Annotated in this window: 8 protein-coding genes; 4 read left to right on the plus strand and 4 right to left on the minus strand. The window is 62.1% G+C overall.

Annotation, left to right across the window (positions count from 1 at the left end; translation table 11 throughout):
• Positions 1-32: 32 nt before the first annotated feature.
• Positions 33-1742 (minus strand): bifunctional isocitrate dehydrogenase kinase/phosphatase, encoded by a 1710-nt coding sequence (aceK, locus tag DM807_RS07450; protein WP_179027215.1) that lies wholly within the window; start codon positions 1740-1742, stop codon positions 33-35.
• A gap of 167 nt (positions 1743-1909) precedes the next feature.
• Here aceK and DM807_RS07455 point away from each other — a divergent pair, with 167 nt between their 5' ends.
• Positions 1910-2785 (plus strand): DMT family transporter, encoded by an 876-nt coding sequence (locus tag DM807_RS07455; protein ID WP_041166558.1) that lies wholly within the window; start codon positions 1910-1912, stop codon positions 2783-2785.
• Between the two features lie 13 nt (positions 2786-2798).
• Positions 2799-3257, plus strand: a complete 459-nt coding sequence (locus DM807_RS07460) for a DUF4265 domain-containing protein (RefSeq protein ID WP_012273652.1) — start codon at positions 2799-2801, stop codon at positions 3255-3257.
• Positions 3258-3260: 3 nt separating this feature from the next.
• Here DM807_RS07460 and DM807_RS07465 read toward each other — a convergent pair whose 3' ends face one another.
• Positions 3261-4142 (minus strand): DMT family transporter, encoded by an 882-nt coding sequence (locus tag DM807_RS07465; RefSeq protein WP_012273653.1) that lies wholly within the window; start codon positions 4140-4142, stop codon positions 3261-3263.
• A 115-nt stretch (positions 4143-4257) separates the two neighbouring features.
• A complete protein-coding gene (locus tag DM807_RS07470) occupies positions 4258-4419 on the minus strand; it encodes a hypothetical protein (protein ID WP_171577262.1) in 162 nt (53 codons plus the stop codon).
• A gap of 165 nt (positions 4420-4584) precedes the next feature.
• Between DM807_RS07470 and pvdO the strand changes: the two genes are divergently transcribed.
• Positions 4585-5445 carry a dihydropyoverdine dehydrogenase gene (pvdO, locus tag DM807_RS07475; RefSeq protein WP_012273654.1) on the plus strand — a complete coding sequence of 287 codons (861 nt, stop codon included), beginning with the start codon at positions 4585-4587 and terminating at the stop codon, positions 5443-5445.
• A gap of 127 nt (positions 5446-5572) precedes the next feature.
• The gene (locus tag DM807_RS07480) at positions 5573-8032 is read left to right on the plus strand and encodes a TonB-dependent siderophore receptor (RefSeq protein WP_012273655.1); all 2460 of its coding nucleotides are present in this window, start codon (positions 5573-5575) and stop codon (positions 8030-8032) included.
• Positions 8033-8270: 238 nt separating this feature from the next.
• On the opposite strand, the gene DM807_RS07485 is transcribed toward DM807_RS07480, so the two are convergent.
• Positions 8271-20099, minus strand: a complete 11829-nt coding sequence (locus DM807_RS07485; RefSeq protein ID WP_179027216.1) for a non-ribosomal peptide synthetase — start codon at positions 20097-20099, stop codon at positions 8271-8273.

Genomic DNA, 20099 nt, shown 5'->3' on the forward strand with positions numbered 1-20099 from the left:
CCAGGTCTCGGCGGACCAACGCTCGCTGAGGCCTAACGCCCCTTGCGCCGATAGGGAAACACATCGATCACCTTCCCCTCGCGTATCGCCGCCTGCAGCCCCTTCCAGTAATCCGCGTCATACAGTTCACCATGCAAACGGCTGAACAGCCGCCGCTGGCCCATATCGGCAAACAGAAACGGCGGAAACTCCTCGGGGAACACGTCATGGGGCCCGATCGAGTACCACGGCTCGCCCGACATTTCGTCCTCCGGGTAACGCGGCGGCGGGATGTGGCGGAAATTCACCTCGGTCAAAAAGCTGATTTCGTCATAGTCGTAGAACACCACCCGGCCATGGCGGGTAACGCCGAAGTTCTTCAGCAACATGTCGCCGGGGAAGATGTTCGCCGCCGCCAACTGCTTGATGGCCAGGCCATAATCCTCCAGCGCCTCCAGCACCTGGCCCTCGCTGGCATGCTCAAGGTACAGGTTCAGCGGCGTCATGCGCCGCTCGGTCCAGCAATGTCGGATCAGCACCGTGTCGCCCTCCAGCACCACCGTCGACGGTGCTACCTCGAGCAGTTCGGCCAGGCACTCCGGCTCGAATTTGTCACGTGGGAAGCGAAAATCGGCAAACTCCTGGGTATCTGCCATGCGCCCCACTCGGTCGACGCTTTTCACCAGCCGGTACTTGTCGATCACCGTGGCCCGGTCGACTGTTTTCGACGGCGAAAAACGGTCCTTGATGATCTTGAACACCGTATTGAAGCCCGGCAGGGTGAATACGCTCATGACCATGCCACGCACCCCCGGCGCCATGATGAAGCGGTCATCGCTGTTGGCCAGGTGGTTGATCAACGCCCGATAGAACTCCGACTTGCCGTGCTTGTAGAAACCGATCGACGTGTACAGCTCGGCAATATGCTTGCCCGGCAGGATACGCTTGAGAAAGTTGACGAACTCCGCCGGCACCGGCACATCGACCATGAAGTACGAGCGGGTGAAGGAAAAGATGATCGACACCTCGGCCTCGTCGGTGATCAACGCATCGGCCTCCACCCCATGGCCTTCGCGGTGCAGCAGCGGGATCACCAGCGGCCACTGCTCATCGCTGTTGTACAGCCTGCCGACCAGGTAGGCCCCCTTGTTGCGGTACAGCACAGGCGAAAACAGCTCAACCGTCAGCGTCGAGTCCTTGCATACCCAGTCCGGCAGGTGTTCACGCAGTTGCGCTTCAAGCCGTGACACGTCGCTTTCAAGGTCGCCATAAGCGAACGCGTAGTCAGCGAAGATTGCCCGCAACAGGCTCTGGAGGCTGGCATCAAGGCGATAGGTACGGGTTTGCGCAGCGCGCTGGTGGCTGCGGATCGATGGCCGGGTGGTGTGGATGAACATGCAGCCGTCGCTGATCTGGTCATGGCTGAACAAACTGCAGAACAACGAGTTGTACCAGGTCTCCGACAGTTCATCGTCCAGCCGTGGGTCGATCAGGCGGATGTAGGCACTTTTCACCAGAGGCCACTGCTCCACCTCCAGCAGCACCTCATCATCGAATGCATCACGCAACCAGCCATTGACCTCGCCGACCTTCTGTTCGTACAGGTTGATCCGTGCAGCGGCGGCCCGCTGGATATCTTGCCAACGCGCCTGTTCGAAGCGCTCGCGCGCGCCGAGGGTGATGCGGCGGAAGTGCTCGCGATAGTCGTCGAAGCCATCGAGGATCATCCGGGCGATCTCGCCGGCAGGCCAGTGCTGAGTCATGCGGGACACCTCGGTGCGGGGTGAGATAGACAGCTTAGCCGCACTCTCGAGGGAGTGTCGCCAGCACCGGCCTGTTCGAGGGATCCGAATTGCACCGCAAGAAAGCACAAGAATCCCCCTGCCCCCTGACGTACACTCGCGCCCCTGCCCTGTACCCGGAGACCGCCGTGAGCCCCATCGCCCTAGCCCGCCTGCTGACCCTTGCCGCCGTCTGGGGGGCGAGCTTCCTGTTCATGCGCATCATCGCCCCCGAACTCGGCACGGTGCCGACGGCGTTCTTCCGTGTGTCCATCGCCTGCCTCGGCTTGGTCGCCATCGTTGCCGCCGCCCGCGTGCGCTGGGACTTCCAGGGCAAGCTCGGCGCCTGCCTGGTGTTGGGCATGATCAACTCCGGTATCCCCGCCACCTTCTATTCCGTCGCCGCTCAGGTATTGCCGGCCGGTTACTCGGCGATTTTCAATGCCACCACGCCGCTGATGGGCGTGCTGATCGGCATGCTGTTCTTCCGTGAACCCATGACCCTGCCGAAGCTGTGCGGCATCTTCTTGGGCCTGTTTGGCGTCGGCATCCTCAGCGGCGCCGGCCCGGTAGCGCTGGACATGGCCTTGCTGCAAGGCGCCCTCGCCTGCCTGGCGGCCACCACCTGCTATGGCTTTGCCGGGTTCCTCGCGCGCCGCTGGGTCAGCGGCCTGGACAGCCGCCTGTCGGCCCTGGGCAGCATGCTTGGCGCCACCTTGCTGCTAAGCCCAGTGTTCGCCTGGAGCGCGCTCAGCCAGCCGCCCGCCAGCTGGGGCGGCTGGCAGGTATGGCTGTCGTTGCTGGGCCTGGGCCTGCTGTGCACCGCCTTCGCCTACATCCTGTACTTCCGCCTGCTCGAAGAAATCGGCCCGGTCAAAGCCAGCACCGTGACCTTCCTGATCCCGGTATTCGGCGTATTGTGGGGGGCGTGGTTGCTGGACGAGCCGCTGTCGATGGCACACCTGTACGGCGGCTTGCTGATTGGCATGGCACTGTGGCTGGTACTGCGGCCGGCGCGCAGTTGAGGCGGAGCACACGATGAGCAGCGCATACAAGAAGGTCCTGTTCCGCCTGGAGCAGGACGCAAACGGCTACCCACCGGCCTCGGTCGAGGGCCTGTGGGCCAAGGCCGTGGAAGGTGGCTATGCCGTCGACAACATTCCCTTCCATGTCTACGGCATCGCCCCGGGTGACGTCATCGCTACCCGTGAAGAACAAGGCGAGACCTGGTTCGCCGAGCTGTGCCACAGCAGCGGCAGCTCGGTGTTCCGGGTGATCGTCAAACCACCGGAAACCCTCGACCAGGTGCGCGCCGCCTTGCAGGACTTCGGCTGCAACTGCGAAACCGAGCAGGCAGTGAAGATGCTGGCGGTCGAGGTCCCGCCGCAGCGTTCGCTCGACACCCTGCTCTATTACCTGCTCACCCAGCGCGAGGCCGGCTTGTTGGACTTCGAGGAAGGCGTACTGCACCACGCCATCCCCGAAGAGTTCCGCTAAGGCCTACGCCTCTGCCAAGCGCGCGGCGGGTTTGCGAAACACGAACAGCAAGCCCACCACGATCAGCCCCATGCCCAGCAGGCTGAGCGGTGCCAGGCGGTTACCGAAGATCAGGAAGTCCATCACCGCGGTTACCGCTGGCACCAGGTAGAACAGGCTGGTGACGTTGACCAGGTTGCCTTTGGCGATCAAGCGGTACAGCAGCAAGGTCGCCAGCAGCGAAACCACCAGCCCCATCCACAGCAGCGCACCGACAAAACCGCCGGTCCACGCCACCTGCAGTGGCTGCAGCGGTGCGAACAGCGCGCACATGGCGAAGCCCGCCAGGTATTGCAGCGGCAGCGTGCCCATGGGGTTGTCGGTAATGCGCTTCTGCAGGATCGAGCCAAAGGTCATGCTGACCAGCGCCAGCAGGGCGAACAGCATCCCCGCCAGCGACACCCCGCCCAGGTTGATGCCCTGGTAGACCACCATGATCAAGCCGCCCAGCCCCAACCCCAGGCCGAACAGGCGGCTCCAGGAGCGCTGACGCTCCATCAGCACCACGGTGAGAATCGGTTGTACCCCCATCACCGTGGCCATGACGCCAGGGGTGACGTGGGTGTTGAGCGCCAGCAAGTAGAAGATCTGGTAAGCGCCGAGCAGCACACACCCAGTACCCAGGGCGCGCAGAATGCCCCCGCGTGTACGCGGCCAGCGCAGCCCCAGCAGCGGGCTGACCATCAACAGGCCGGCCAGGGCCAGCGCCGAGCGCAACAGCAGAAAGGCGAACGGGCTGGCATGCGCCAGGCCCAGCTTGGAGACGATCGCCCCGCTGCTCCACAGCAGGACGAACAGGCTGGTAGTGGCCGCCGAGGCCACGGATGCTTTGTTAAAGACAGACATGTATTGCCACCTGATATAGGCAGATAAGCCAAACGGACGGCGTGCGCTTCAGCGAGGGAAGTAGCCGACCGTGTTCAGTAGGTTGCGTGTGCGAAAGGGAGCGGCCAGAAGCCGATCAGCCCAGCACGACCACGCAAGGAGGCGGAGCTACGCCGCCTACAACGCCACTGACAGGTGGTGGGTAATGACTGATCATGACCGGCTGCTGGCTACCACGCACGACCATGCCCGCGACGGGCGCGATGGCAAAGCATGGGGTGGAAGGGCTGGCTGGCATGAACAGGTCTTCGGGAAGAGAACAATGGGTTGGACTATAGCCCGGCGACTCACGGCTGACAACCTCGTCGGTATAGGTGCGGCGCCAGTGCTGGTTAATTTTCCACCGCCCCGGCTCGTCTGAATGCGAAACGCAGCACGCATTCACCCGTTTCGAGGATCACCAATGAACGTATCCACCTGGCTCTACCGGCCAGCCCAGATCACCTGCCTGCTGCTGGTCAGCGCCTACGCCCACGCCGCCAAGCCCGGCGACGTGTTCAAAGACTGCAAGGACTGCCCGGAAATGGTCGTGCTGCCCGCCGGCAGCTACGTGATGGGCGCGCCCGACGACGAAGTCGGCCGCCAGCCCGACGAAGGCCCATTGCACACCGTGACCTTCGCCAAGCCGTTCGCCATGAGCCGCTACCAGGTTACCGCCGGCGAACTGGATGCCTATATCAAGGCCACCGGCACCGTCATCAAAAGCGGTGACGACCGCCCCGGCCGCTGGTGCGAGGCCAGCAAGCCGACCTACAAGCAAGGCCCCCGCCAGCCGGCGGTGTGCGTCGACTACGACGAAGTGCAGGCCTACGCCCAGTGGCTGGCCAAGACCACCGGCAAACCCTACCGCATGGTCAGCGAGGCCGAGCGCGAATACGCCGCCCGCGGTGGTTCCACCGGGCCGTTCCCCTTCCCCTTCGACGAGCCGGGCAAGTATGAGATCAGCAAGCACGCCAACACCTACGGCCCCCGCGACGGCTACACCTACACCGCGCCGGTGGGCAGCTACCCGGCCAATGCCTTCGGCATGTACGACATGCACGGCAACGTCTACGAGTGGGTTGCCGACTGCTACCACGAAAGCTACGAAGGCGCCCCAAGCGACGGCAGTGCCTGGATCCAGGACCCCACGTGCATCCGCGCGCACATGCGTGGCAACGACTGGGGCGAGCCGCCGATCTTCTCGCGCTCAGCCAACCGCAACGACCGCCTCAAGACCACCCGCGGCGACTTCCTCGGTTTTCGTGTAGCACGCGAATTGTGAAGTTGTGACGCGGTTAACGCAGCAGTGGTGAAAAATACAGTCAATAAGAATCGTTCCGGTTTTTCACGGTTGCTGCGTCACATACCAGACATAGAAAAAAACCCCTCTGCCAACGAGACCGCAATAGATGTCCAAGTCCTTGCCCGGCCCGCTCAACCCGCTTGCCAAAGCGTTACTGATCCGTCACTCCCTTCGCCCCCGGCACGCGTTGTCTCGCGTCGGTCTGGGCCTGGCGCTGTCCACGGCGCTGGTTGCCCAGGTGCAGGCACAGGAGTGGACCCTGGATATTCCGGCACAGTCGATGAATTCGGCGTTGCAGGCACTGGCCAAGCAGACCGATATGCAATTGCTGTATAGCCCGGAGGACATCAGCGGGCTGCGTTCCACGGCGCTCAAGGGCCGGCATGACCTGCAGTCCTCGCTGCGCACCCTGCTGCAGGGGACCGGGCTGCGTTATCAGATCGATGGCAACACCGTGACCGTGACGGCGAGTTCGGCGGGAAAGGACGGTCAGGTCGAGCTTTCGGCGACCAACGTCAATAGCACTGGCCTTGGCGCCACTACCGAAGGCACTGGTTCCTACACCACGGGTGTGACCAATACAGCCACCAAAATGAACCTGTCGATCCGCGAGACGCCACAGACCATCACTGTGGTGACCCGCCAGCGAATGGATGACCAGCACCTGAGCAGCATGACCGATGTGCTGAAGCAGACACCTGGCATCACCATGTCCCAGGATGGTGGTGAGCGCTTCAACATCTATTCTCGTGGCAGTGCCATCAACACGTACCAGTTCGATGGTGTTACCACGTTTCAGGACAACCAGACTCGCAACATGCCCAGCACCTTGCTGGACATGGCCCTTTATGACCGAGTGGAGATCGTCCGTGGTGCAACGGGCCTGATGACGGGTGCCGGTGACCCCAGTGCGGTGGTCAACCTGATCCGCAAGCGCCCGACGCGCGAGTTCAAGTCCTACATCCAGGGCGATATCGGCTCCTGGGACTACTACCGTGCCGAGGCTGACGTTTCTGGTCCCCTGACCAAGGAAGGCAACGTGCGCGGGCGTTTTGTCGCTGCGCAGCAAAACAACCACACGTTCATGGACTGGTACACCCAGGACCGCAGCATCCTGTACGGTGCCCTGGAGGCCGACCTGACCGACACCACCCTGGTTCGCTTCGGCATTGACCGGCAAACTTACAAGGTCAACGGTGCCTCGGGTGTTCCACTCATTTTCACCAACGGCCAGCCCACCCACTTTTCTCGTTCGAAAAGTTCCGACGCTCGCTGGGGTTATGACGACTACGAAACCACCAACTACACCATGACGCTCGAACAGCAACTGGCCAACGACTGGCAGTTGAAAGTCTCGACCCTGTACATGGACGTTGATCGCAATACGTTCTCTTCCTACGTTTCGACAAGAACCAACAGGTCATACCTGGAACCGGATGGCTCAACAACCATCAGTGCTGGCGTGGCCTCGGCGGATCAATACCAAAAAGGTGTTGACGCCTCCCTGCAAGGGCCGTTTCAACTGTTTGGCCAAAGTCACGAACTCATTTTTGGCTACAACTATCTTGAGTACGAGAACAAACATCGCGAATACGCCGGGCCTGATCAGGATATCAACTACTTCACGTGGGAAAACGTGACCCCAAAACCCGGTAAAGACGAGCTTTCGCCAAGCATCAAATATGACATTTTCAACCGCCAAAGCGGCTACTACCTAGCCGGGCGGTTCAACTTCACCGATGACCTGCATCTGATTCTGGGCGCGCGAGCTTCCGACTACCGCTTCGACTACAGCCTTGGCATCATCGACAGCCCCGATGCGCCGACCACCTACAACATGAAAGAGCATGGTGTAGTGACGCCGTATGCGGGGTTGGTCTATGACCTGACCCATGAGCAATCGGTGTACGTCAGCTACACCGACATCTTCAAGCCACAAAGCAATATCGACGCCAGCGGCAAACCACTTGACCCGGAAGTCGGCAAGAACTACGAAATGGGCTGGAAAGGCGAATTCCTGGATGGCCGCTTGAACGCCAACGTTGCCATCTACCTGGTACAAAGGGATAACTTCGCCGAAGAGACCACCGAACCTGCACCCAACGGCGGTAATGCCTACAAAGCAGTGGATGGTGCGCAAACCAAAGGCGTGGATCTGGAACTCTCGGGCGAAGTGCTACCTGGCTGGAACGTTTTCACCGGCTACAGCCACTCCCGCACCGAGGATGCTGACGGCAACAGGCTGACCACCCAACTGCCAATGGACACCTTCCGCCTCTGGAACACCTACCGCCTGCCAGGCGAATGGGACAAGCTGACTGTGGGTGGGGGCGTGAACTGGAACTCCAAATCCACACTGCAATATGCGCGCTATAACAGCCACGTCACCCAGGATGACTACTTCGTCACCAGCCTGATGGCTCGCTACCGCATCAACCAGAACCTGGCGGCCACGCTTAACGTCAACAACGTATTCGACAAGAAGTACTATGCAGGCATGGCCGGCAGTTATGGCCACTACGGTGCACCACGCAACGCTACGGTGTCACTGCGCTACGACTTCTAAGCCGCGCTGGCCAGACCCACGCAAGTCCTGGGTCTGGCCACACACTCCCCGCGTCACCTCCCCGTCACTGCGTTCAACTTCCCGCCGCACACCTAAAGCGCTGCCCTTGCGCATGTTTACCCAGGACAGCAAGGTCACGTCTACGCGCTGAGCAAACGACATCGCCCCACGCCGACAGCCTGTGTGCTGTCGGCGTGGGGCGAGAGGTGATGGTGCCCTGTAAACCTGACAGTGACCGTTACTCGACCATGGAGCCCTCTTTCAACCAGTGCATGGCCAGACCGTCGATAACTTCACGCTGCCTGAGAATGTCGTAGTGCCCTGCCTCCACTGCATGGCTTGCCTTCGTTGCGAAAGTCCAGGCCGCGTCGCCATTGCGGCCCGCCCACCAGCATGTCGCCAAGGCTTGGGTGGGAGGCAGGCTGGTCAGGTTCAATGACAAGGCTTTCAGACGCATCGCCACCGCAAAGGTATGGGCCAGCTCCGAACTGTCGATATCGGCATAAAGCGATGGCTCGGCCTGCGCAGCACGAACGGCCTCGATGGCACCCTGCAACGTCGAAACGTCCGTCCCCACGGCCAGCTCAGGTACTGCCAGGCGGTCTTTTGGCACACCCAGCAATACACTGAGGAAGCCCTGCAAATCCTCCGTCCAGTCCTCGGCCACCTCGGTATGCAATGCACAGGGCACGAAGCTGTCCACCAGGCCGAGCAATGCTACCGTCTGGCCCTGACGCTCCAGCTCCTTGGTTACCAGCACCGCCAGGGTTCCCCCCAACGACCAGCCTGCCAAGCGGTATGGGCCTGCCGGCTGCTTCTGGCGGATGTATTGGGCATAGTCGATGGCCATCGCCTGCAACGATTCATCTTGCCACGTGCGGTCGAGCAGCATTCGGCACTGCACGCCATAAACACTGCAATGCCCCTCCAGGCGACGCGCCAGCGGCTCATAATCGAATACCGTGCCGAAACCTGCATGCAGGCAGAACAACGGTGTGGCATGGGCCACGCGGGTGTTGAGCAACAACACAGGATCCAGGCAGGCTTCATCCGCCGAATAACCTGACAGCTCACCAATGGTCGGTTTGGCCATCACGTCACGCAACTTCAGATCCAGCGCCAAATCGCTGTGCGCACGCACTTTGGAGAGCATTTTCAGCACCCGAAGCGAATCCCCCCCCAGCTCGAAGAAGTTGTCGTCGACTCCAATCGACTCAACACCCAGCACGTCTTGCCAGATGTGCGCCAAGGCCAACTCGGCTTCATTGCGCGGTGCCCGGTGCTGCCGATGCGCGGCAAAATCAGGCGCCGGCAGCGCCTTGCGGTCGACCTTGCCATTGGGCGTCAACGGCATCGCCTCCAGCACCACCAGTTGCGCCGGGACCATGTAGTCCGGCAGCTCGGTACGCAGGGCTTCACGCAGTTGTGCCGGGTTCGTATTCTCGCTGCCACTGACCACATAACCCACCAGCTGCTTGCCGGTGGCGCCTTCACGCGCCACCACAACCGCATCACGGACATCGGCCAAGTTGCGCAAGCGCGCCTCGATCTCGCCCGGCTCGATACGGAACCCGCGGATTTTCAACTGGTTGTCCAGCCTGCCGATGAAGTCCAAGGTGCCATCGGCACGGCGGCGTACGCGGTCACCAGTGCGATAAAGACGCGCGCCTTCCGCGAACGGGTCCGCGACAAAACGCTCGGCGGTAAGCGCTGCACGCTGGTGATACCCCCGCGCCAGCCCTTCACCGCCGATATAGAGCTCACCCGCCACGCCATCAGGCAACGGGTTGAGGTCCTGGTCGAGTACCTGCAAGGTCCGCAGGCCCACACGATCGCCAATCGGCGCATACACCGCCTGACAGGACTGATCGGCCGATACCTTCCACAGCAGGGGTGTCACCACCGTCTCGGTAGGCCCGTACCCGTTGGTCAGGTACTGTGGCCTTAGCGTGCGCTTGACCAGCTCGAACAACGCATCGGGCACCGCATCGCCACCAAAGCAGTAGATACGCACTGGCGGTGCAACCTGTTGCTGGCTCTCGCCGAACTCGGCCAACTGCTGCAGATACGCCGGAGGGAAGCAGGCGATATCGATGCGTTGCTCATGCAGCACCTGCCAGGTTTCCTCTGCCGTCCACAGGCGATTGCCACGGATCACCAGGCAGCCACCCGACGACAGCGTCGACAGCCAGCGCTCTTGCGCGCCGTCGAAAGCGAATGACATGAACAGCAGCTCACGGGTGCTTTCGTCCATCTCATAAAGTTCGGCAATGGCTTGGCAGTGCATGCGGATCTGCCCATGGCTGACGGCCACCCCCTTGGGCTTGCCAGTCGAACCCGAGGTGTAGATCAGGTACGCCAGGTTGTCATCTTCCACCCGCGCGCGTGGCACACCGTCGGGCAGGCCCGCCAGTGCCAGGCGGTCAAGCTCTACGATTCGCCCAACCGTGTCGAAACGCTGGCTCAAGGCACTGTTGGTCAGCAGCAGGTGCATGGCCGAGTCTTCGACAATCCATTGCAAACGGTCCTGCGGATAATCAATGTCCAGCGGTACATAGGCAGCACCGGTCTTCATCACGGCAAGGAAGGCAACGATCACCTCGACCGAACGCTCCAGGGCAATACCGACCGTACTCTCCGGCTTGGTGCCCAAGGCGATCAGATGGTGCGCCAGGCGGTTGGCGCGCTGGTCGAGTTGCGCATAGCTCAACTGCTGATCACCACATACGACGGCCAGGGCGTCAGGCCGCAACCGAGCGTGCTCGGCAATGCTCCGGGCCAGATGCGCAACATGCGTCGTAGCTGCCGCCAGCGTGTTGCGCTGACGGGTCTGCTGGCTCTGCTCCAGTGTCAGCATGTCGAGGCTGCCCAGCGTGGCATCCGGGTTATCCAGCATGCCCTCGAGCAGCCGCTCGAAGCTGCCGCGGATAACAGCCACTGCGGCCTCGCTGAAGCTGCCACGCAGGTACATGAACTCTACCGAAAGTGTCTCGCTCAAGTGCACGGCCAGGTCCATCGCATAGTTGGTGACGCCGCGCTCGCTCACTGCACCAAACTGCAACGCACTGTCGCCACTGTCGTTCAGGCGTTCGTCCAGCGGGTAGTTCTCGAACACGATAATGCTATCGAACAACGGTTGCCCCGGGCGCCCCGCCCAGCGCTGAACATTCGACAGCGTGGCATGTTCATGGTCACGCAGCTCAAGGTTGTAGGCTTGCAGTTGCTGCAACCAGTCGTTGACACGCCAATGTGCAGCAGGCGCCTGGACGACAGGCAGTGTGTTGATGAACAAACCGAGCATGTTGTCCACCCCCGGCAAATTCGCCGGCCGGCCAGCCACGGTGGCGCCAAAACAGACAGCCTGCTGCCCGCTATAGCGCTGCAGCAGCAGCAACCAGGCAGCCTGTACCAGCGTATTGGGCGTTACCCGCAAGCGTTGAGCCTGGGCGCGCAGGCGCTCGGTTCGCCTGGCATCCCAATGCAGGTACAGCGCGGCATGCCCAGGCAAGTTGGCATCCGGTCGTGGCAGCAACGTCTGCTCCAGCAGGGTCGAGCTTTCAAGGCTGCCAAGCTTGCGCGTCCAGAACGCCTCCAGCTCATCCTGGGGCTGCGCCTCGAGCCAGCGGATATAGTCTCCGAAGCGCGGTACCAGGGTATCCAGCGCTTGCCCGTGATAAGCCTGGAACACTTCACCCAACAGCCGCGAGTTGCTCCAGCCATCCATCAGGATGTGATGGCGGGTCCAGATCAGTTGCATGCGCTGTTCATCCAGGCGCACCAGCGTTACCCGCATCAACGGTGCCTGCGACAGGTCGAAGGCCAGCTCGGCATCAGCATCGACCAGTGCCTGCAAAGCGTCGGCCTGGTCATCACGCGCACGCCAGTCCAGCACACGGATCGGCAGCTCGACATGGCGATGGACGATTTGCAGTGGCTGTGCCAGTTGCGCGTCTGACCAGAAGCTGGTGCGCAGAATGTCATGACGCGCCACCACCTGCTTCCATGCCTGGGTGAAGCGTTCGATATCCAGGCCGTCGACCGCAACCGATGTCTGGTTGAGGTAGAGCGCAGCGTCCCCTCCCTGGTCGCTGTAGAACAACATGCCTTGCTGCATCGGCGACAGAGGGTAGATAGCGTCAACCTGCGCCACCGGCACCGGCAAGTGCTGCAACTGCGTCTGGGTCAGGCCGGCCAGCGAAGGTTGTTGGCTACTTGTCACCGGGTCATCGGCAACCTGCTCACCCACCTCGGCTACAGCGGCCAATTGCTCAACGGTCTGATACTGGAACAATTGCTTGGGTGTGAAGCGGATACCCGCCTGGCGCGCGCGACTCACCACTTGTATCGAAATGATCGAGTCACCACCGAGCTCGAAGAAGTTGTCCGTTACCCCGACTTGCGCCACTTTCAATACGGCACCCCAGATATCCGCCAACTGCCGCTCGAGCGCGTTGCGCGGAGCCACATGCTCGCCCTGCGACTGCGTCTGATCGATATCCGGGAGGCGTTTGCGGTCGAGCTTGCCACTTGGCGTCATGGGCATGTGCTCGAGCAGCATCAGGTAGGTCGGCACCATGTAATCCGGCAAGCCGGCCTTCAGAGACTGCTTCAGCGTTGCCCGCAGCTCCGCCTGATCCGCGCCCTGGTCAACCGCGACCACATAGCCGCACAGCTGCTTGACGCCGGCGTGGTCGACAACGATCACTGCAGCCTGGCGAACCTGTGGGTGCGCCTGCAAGTGCTGCTCGATTTCCCCCAGCTCGATGCGGAAACCGCGAACTTTCACCTGATGGTCGGCCCGACCACGGTAGGCAAGTTCACCCTGCTCATCGAAGTAACCCAAATCGCCGGTGCGGTACAAGCGAGCCCCCGCTGTTTCGGCCAGCGGGTCAGGGATGAAGCGCTCCGCCGTCAACGACGGGCGCTGGTGATAACAGCGTGCCAGGCAGCCGTCACCACCGATGTACAACTCACCCGGCACGCCAATCGGTGTAGGCAACAGGCCGTCGTCCAAGGCACGCAGGGTACGCCCGGCCAACGCGCGGCCAATCGGTACACCGCTATGTGCCGCAGGCACCTGCGCAAGCCGTGAGCAATCGTACGTGGTCGCCACCACGGTGGCCTCGGTAGGGCCGTAGGTGTTGAGCAGACGCACCTGCGCCGGCCCATCCTCCAGCCAGGCCTGCAACCCGTCCAGGGCCACCGCCTCACCCCCCACATGAATCTGCTTCAGCTGGCCATAGGCAGCTGCAGCGCGACGGTCCAGCGCCAACAAGCGCCAGTAGGCTGCCGGCAAGTCAGCCACCGTAATGCCGTGGCGGATGACCTGCGTGCTGAATGTGTCTGTGTCCCACAGCTGCTGATCGCGCATCACCACGCAGGCGCCCCGTGACAATGGCGGGAAGAACTGCTCGATGAACCCGTCAAAACTGAACGTGGCGAACTGTAGCACCCGGTCATCCGGCGTCAGTCGCGAATAACCACTGGCAACTTCACAGAAGACTGACAGTGCCTGGTGAGCAATGGCCACCCCTTTCGGCATGCCCGTGGAGCCGGAGGTGTAGATGACATAGGCCAGGCTGTCGAGCGAGACCTCACATGACAGCGGCTGCTCACTGCAGTCTTGCAGCCAGTCCTCACCTGACTGTAGCTCGATACATGGCAACTCAGCAGGGACCGGCATGCGCGCCATCGCCTCGGCGTCACCCAGCAGCAGGCCGATGCCACTGTCCTCGATCAGGTAGGTCAGGCGGTCCTGCGGGTAATCTGGATCCAGCGGGACGTATGCCGCCCCGGCTTTGTGGATGGCAATCAAGGCCACGGCCAGCGCCAACCCACGCTCGGCGGCAACCCCAACCAGGCTGTTGGCGGTAACACCGTGCGCAGTCAGCAGATGCGCCAGACGATTGGTGCGCAGGTCCAACTCTCGGTAAGTCAGCTGTTGCTCGCCGAACACCAGCGCTGTCGCACCGGGGCGCTCTCGGGCCTGCAACTGGAACAACTGGTGAGCGCACAGGCCCGACGGGCTAACTGCCTCGCTTTGGTTCCAGTCATGCAGCAAAAGTTGGCGCTCTGCATCTCCCAGCATCGGCAGCTCGCCGATCGCCACCGAGGCATCATTTACCAGCGCCCGCAGCAGGTTGCCGAAGTGCTCGGCCAAACGCTGGATAGCCTCGTCGTCCCAACTGCCGCGGTTGTGACTGTACTGAATGGCCAAGGTGTCACTTAAGGTGGCCGCCAGGGTCAGCGGGTAGTTGGTCTGCTCCAGGTTGGCCACCGGACCAAAGCGCAAGCCATCGGGTGCACCTTCCTGCAAGGCCTGGGAAACCGGGTAGTTCTCGAACACCAGCAAGCTGTCGAACAGCGCTTCGCCACCCAAGCCGGCCCAGCGTTGTACCTCATTCAACGGGGTATGCTCGAAGTCACGCAAGGCCAGGTTGCAGGCTTGCACCTGGGCAACCCATTCGGCAACGGTCTGTTCGCTGCGCGGCGCACCGACGACTGGGAGGGTATTGATGAACAGGCCGATGTGTTCTTCCACCCCTGGCAGATCCGCCGGACGCCCAGCCACAGTGGCGCCAAAGCAAACGGCAGATTGACCGGTATAGCGTTGCAGCAGCAGCAACCAGGCTGATTGCACCAAGGTATTGACGGTGACCCGGTTGGCACGTGCAAAATTTTCGATGCGCTGGGTCGTCGAGTGGTCGAACAACTGATAGTGCTCACCCTGGCCTGACTGCGGCGCAGTGCTTCGGCGTACTACCTGAGCCAGCCGGGTCGACTCCTCCAGCGGTGCCAGTTGGTCCTTCCAGAACGCTTCGGCTGCTGCCGCGTCCTGGCGTTGGAGCCAGGCGATATAGTCACGATAAGGTGCGGCCGGCGCCGTTGCTTGCTGCCCGGCGTAATGCTGCAACACCTCGCCCAGCAGGCGCGAAGTGCTCCAGCCATCCATCAGGATGTGATGGTTGGTATAGATCAGGTGGTGGCTGTCATCTGCCGTGCGCACCAGGGTCAGCCGCTGCAACGGAACCTGGTCCAGCGCGAAGCCGGTTTGTCGGTCGCTCTCGGCCAGACGTTGCAGCTGCTCCGACGCTGGCTGACCACGCCAATCGTGCTCGGCCAAGGCCTGCACGACCTGCTTGTGTACCACTTGCACAGCCTGGTCGAGCTCTCCCTGCCAGATAAAGCCACTGCGCAGGATCGCGTGCTTATCCACCGCCGCCTGCCAGGCCTGGCGGAAGCGTTCCACGTCCAGCCCCTGAACATCCACGCGCAACTGGTTGATGTAGTCGCCGGACTGCTGTTCGTAAAGCGTATGGAACAACATGCCCTGCTGCATCGGCGACAGCGGGTACACATCGGCTATCTGCTCGGCCTTTATCGGCAGGTTGTCCAGTTGCGCCTGGGTAAGGTCAGCCAACGGGAAGTCCGAAGGCGTCACGCCACGGTGCTGCGGTTGGCGGCAATGATCGATCAGTAGCGCCAGCTCTTGCGCATAATCGTCGGCCAGGTGCTGGATGGTGGCTGTATCGAAAATGTCCCGGCTGAAGCGCCAACCCAGTTTCAGCTCCCCACCGTACACCTGCCCGTTCAGTGCCAAGAGGCTGCCCAACGGGGCACTTTCATCTTGGGTGGCACCGCCGTACTCCTTGGCCGGCACGAACAACCCTGCCTGCTGGTCGAAGCTGGCGTCGAACTGGCCGAGGTAGTTGAACACGACCTCACCCCGTGGCAATGCCGCCAGGGTCGCTTGCGCTTCAGGGCTACCCAAGTAGCGCAGCAGGCCATGGCCAAGGCCTTTGTTGGGTACCGCGCGCAACTGCTCCTTGATGGTCTTGAGCGAGTTGACCAGCCCGGCCTGTGGGCTGAGCCTGACCGGGTACATGCTGGTGAACCAGCCCACACTGCGGCTCAGGTCGCCGCCCTCGAACAGGTCTTCACGGCCATGGCCTTCCAGGCGTACCAGTACCTCGGCACGACCGGTCCAGCGGCTGATCACTCGCGCCAGGGCTGTCAGCAACAAGTCATTGATCTGCGTTCGGTAGGCGGCCGGCGCTTCCTGCAGCAGTTGTCGGGTCAGTTCGCGGTCCAGCTGGGTGCTGACCGAGGCGGCATGGCGTTCGAGGTTGCTGCCTTGCGGGCGGTCGCACGGCAAGGCATCACTGGCGCCTTGCAGTTGCGCCTGCCAATACCCCAGTTCCGCTTGCAGCTGCGCGCTGGCTGCATAGTCCTGCAGCTGCTCGGCCCAGGCCTTGAACGAGGTGGTCTTGGGCTGCAGTTTCAACGGCTGCCCATCGCGCAGCGCCTCATAAGCCTGCTGCAGATCTTCCAGCAGCACACGCCACGACACACCGTCCACCACCAGATGATGGATGACCAGCAGCAAGCGCTGGCCGCCGCCTGGCAAATCGGCCAGAACGGCGCGCAGCAGCGGCCCATGCGTCAGACTCAAGCTGCGTTGCGCCTCGTCAGCCAGCTGCGTCAACGCCTCGGAATCTACCACCGTACGACGCCATAACAGGGCGTGCTCTGCATCGCCGAACTCGGCCTGCCAGCGGCCATGCGCCTGGGTAAACTGCAAGCGCAAGGCATCATGGTGCGCCACCAACGCCTGCACGGCCGCTTGTAGGTGATGTTCGTCCAACACCTCGCTGGTTTGCAGCATCACCGATTGGTTCCAGTGGTGGCGCTCGACGATATCTGACTCGAAGAACCAGTGCTGGATCGGCGTCAGCGGCATGCTCCCCACTACCCGTCCCTGGTCGATCAACGTACTCACCTCACGCCGAGCAACCGCAGCCAAACCTTGCACGGTCTGGTGCTGGAACAGGTCTTTGGGCGTGAACTGTATGTCCACCTGGCGAGCACGGCTGACCACCTGCAGCGACATGATCGAATCGCCGCCCAGCTCGAAGAAGTTGTCGGCAAGGCCGACTCTTTCCAGCTTGAGCACGTCGGCCCAGATGGCCGCGATCTCTCGTTCCAGCTCGGTTTGCGGTGCCACGTACTCGCCCTGCAACAAGCTCGCATCAGGCGCAGGCAAGGCCTTGCGGTCGAGCTTGCCGTTGCCGGTCAGCGGCAGCTGCTCCAGGAACAGCAAATGCGCGGGCACCATATGCTCGGGCAGGCTTGCCTTCAGTTCGCTTCGCAGGCTGTCACGTAGCCTGGCCTGCTGCTCGGTGTCCTGCAGCACCTCAGACTCAACTGGCACCACGTAACCCACCAGTTGCTTGCCACTGGCGCCATCCACCGCCAGCACCGCCACTTGCCGTACCGCTGGTTGTTCGATCAGGCGTGCTTCGATCTCGCCCAGCTCGATACGGAAACCGCGAATCTTCACTTGATGATCGATTCGCCCGATGTACTCGATGACGCCATCGCTGCGGTAACGCGCCAGGTCGCCCGAGCGGTACAGGCGCCCGCCATTGCCATCGAACGGGTTCGGTACGAAGCGCTCGGCTGTCAGCCCGGGGCGGCCATGATAGCCACGCGCCAGGCCCGCCTGGCCAATCAACATTTCCCCCGTGCAACCCGGCAGAATCGGGTTCAATGCTGCATCGAGCAAGTACCACGACAGGTCGGGAATCACCTCGCCAATCGGGCTGCTGGCACCTTTGTGCAAGTCTTCGAAAGTGACCGGCCGATACGTCACGTGCACGGTGGTTTCGGTGATGCCATACATGTTGATCATGCGCGGCCGACGGTCGCCGAATACCTCGAACCAAGGCTTCAGGCTGCTCACTTCCAGGGCTTCGCCACCGAACACCACGTGCCGCAGGGCCAGGCCCTGCCCCGCTTTCATCGCCTCGCAGGCCACCGGGATCAGCGGCTTGAACGCAGAAGGTGTCTGGTTGAGTACGGTGACCTGCTCGCGAACCAGCAATGCGTGGAAGTCTTCACTGGAGCGCGCCACATCCTTGGGTACGATGATTGCCTTACCGCCATACAGCAACGCGCCGTACAACTCCCACACCGAGAAGTCGAAGGCGTAGGAATGGAACACCGTCCACACATCGCTGGCATCGAAGTTGAACCAGTGCTGGGTGGCCGCAAACAGGCGTACCACATTGCGGTGTGGCAACAGCGTGCCTTTGGGCTTGCCGGTTGAGCCGGAGGTATAGATCACATAGGCCAGGTTGTCTGGGGTCACTCGGCACACGGGGTTGGCGTCGCTGTAGCCCGCGAGGCCGGCGTGGCCATCCAGCACAAGGGTTTTCACCCCTGCCGGTACTGGCAGCGCATCACGCAAATGCTGCTGGGTCAGCAACAGATGAATGCCGCTGTCCTGGAACATGTAGCTGAGACGGTCCTGTGGATACTCTGGGTCCAACGGCACATAGGCAGCGCCAGCCTTGAGTATGCCCAGCAGGCCGATGACCATTTCCAGGCTGCGCTCCACAGCCAGGCCAACCAGCACATCCGGCCCGGCGCCCAGTTCCAGTAGTTTGTGTGCCAGTTGATTGGCGCGGCGGTTGAGCTCGGCGTAACTCAGGGAACGCTCACCGAACACCAGCGCCACGGCATCTGGGGCGGCCTCGACCTGGGCTTCGATCAGTTGGTGAAGCGGCCGCTCTGCCGGGTAGTGGGCCAGCGCCGGGTTCCAGGCGCGCTCGATCTGCTGCTGCTCCTGCTGGCCGATCAACGGCAGCTCGACGATCCGCTGCCCAGGCTGGCGAACGATGGCCTCCAGCAGGTTCACCCAGTGCCGTGCCATCTGCTCGATGGTGGCAGCATCGAACAGGTCGACCGCGTAGCTCAACGCGGCGCCAAGGCTGTGTTCGTATTCGAAGGTATCCAGGGTCAGGTCGAACTTGGCCGTGTCGTGATCCCAGCTCAGCCCCTCCACGTGCAACCCTTGCACGCTGCGTTGCTTGCCCTTGGCCTGCATCTGGTGGTTGTACATCACCTGGAACAGCGGGCTGTGGCTCCGGCTACGCTCTGGTTGCAAAACCTCGACCAGTTGCTCGAAGGGCAAGTCCTGATGGCTTTGCGCCCCCAACGCTCGCTGCTTGACCTGCTCCAGCAACTCGCTGAAGGTCATCTGCAGATCGAACTCAGCGCGCAACACTTGGGTGTTGACGAAAAAGCCGATCAGCCGCTCGGTTTCTACCCGATTACGGTTGGCAACCGGCACCCCGACGCGAATGTCCGGCTGCCCGCTATAGCGGTGCAACAATGTCTGGAAGCTGGCCAGCAGCAGCATGAACAAGGTCGCACCCTGCTGTTGGGCAAGCTGCTTGAGTGAATGCACCAACGCGTCCGGCAGCCGAACCTCGTGCCGGGCGCCACGGTGGCTATTGGCGGCAGCACGTGGGCGGTCGGTCGGCAACTCAAGCACCGGCTGGTCATCGCCAAGCTGCGCCTTCCAGTACGCCAGTTGGCGCTCTTGCTCACCCGCTTCCATCCACTGACGCTGCCAGATCGCATAGTCGGCATATTGCACTGGCAACGTTGGCAGCTGCACGTCTTCACCTTGGCTGTATCCCGCATACAGCTGCATCAGCTCGTCGATCATCAGTGGCATCGACCAGCCATCGGAGACGATGTGATGCATTGTCACCACCAGCACATGCTCGTCCTGCGCAAGGCGCAGCAACTTGACCCGTAGCAGCGGCCCCTGCTGCAGGTCGAATGGGCGACGCGCCTCGGCCTGCACCTGCTCCAGCACGTCACGCTCAGCGGCGCTCTGCAGCATCAGGATGTCGAGCACCAAGGTGATTTCGGGGTGAATGACCTGGACGGTACCCTGTGCCTCTTCCCTGAAGAGTGTACGCAGGGTCTCGTGGCGGGCGATCAAGGCTTGGAAACTGCGCTGCAAAGCCTCGGCATCCAAGCGGCCGCGCAGACGCAGCGCGGCCGGGACGTTGTACGTCGGTGCACCAGGGTCAAGTTGCCACAGAAACCACTGCCGCTGCTGGGCATACGACAGCGGTAGGGAGGCTTCAGGCTCACGCTTGAAGATCGGGGTGACGCCATAAAGGTTCACCCCCTGCTGCTTGAGCAAGGCTGCCAGGGCCTGGCGCTCTTTGGTGGACAGTAGCTTTACAGACTCAAGCAGCTCTTGCAC

Source organism: Pseudomonas hunanensis, assembly GCF_013393325.1.
Classification (GTDB): domain Bacteria; phylum Pseudomonadota; class Gammaproteobacteria; order Pseudomonadales; family Pseudomonadaceae; genus Aquipseudomonas; species Aquipseudomonas putida_P.

Coding starts and splice junctions, on each gene's coding strand:
- aceK (WP_179027215.1), bottom strand. CDS start 1,742: ATGACTCAGCACTGGCCTGCCGGCGAGATCGCCCGGATGATCCTCGAT.
- DM807_RS07460 (WP_012273652.1), top strand. CDS start 2,799: ATGAGCAGCGCATACAAGAAGGTCCTGTTCCGCCTGGAGCAGGACGCA.
- DM807_RS07465 (WP_012273653.1), bottom strand. CDS start 4,142: ATGTCTGTCTTTAACAAAGCATCCGTGGCCTCGGCGGCCACTACCAGC.
- DM807_RS07470 (WP_171577262.1), bottom strand. CDS start 4,419: ATGCCAGCCAGCCCTTCCACCCCATGCTTTGCCATCGCGCCCGTCGCG.
- pvdO (WP_012273654.1), top strand. CDS start 4,585: ATGAACGTATCCACCTGGCTCTACCGGCCAGCCCAGATCACCTGCCTG.
- DM807_RS07480 (WP_012273655.1), top strand. CDS start 5,573: ATGTCCAAGTCCTTGCCCGGCCCGCTCAACCCGCTTGCCAAAGCGTTA.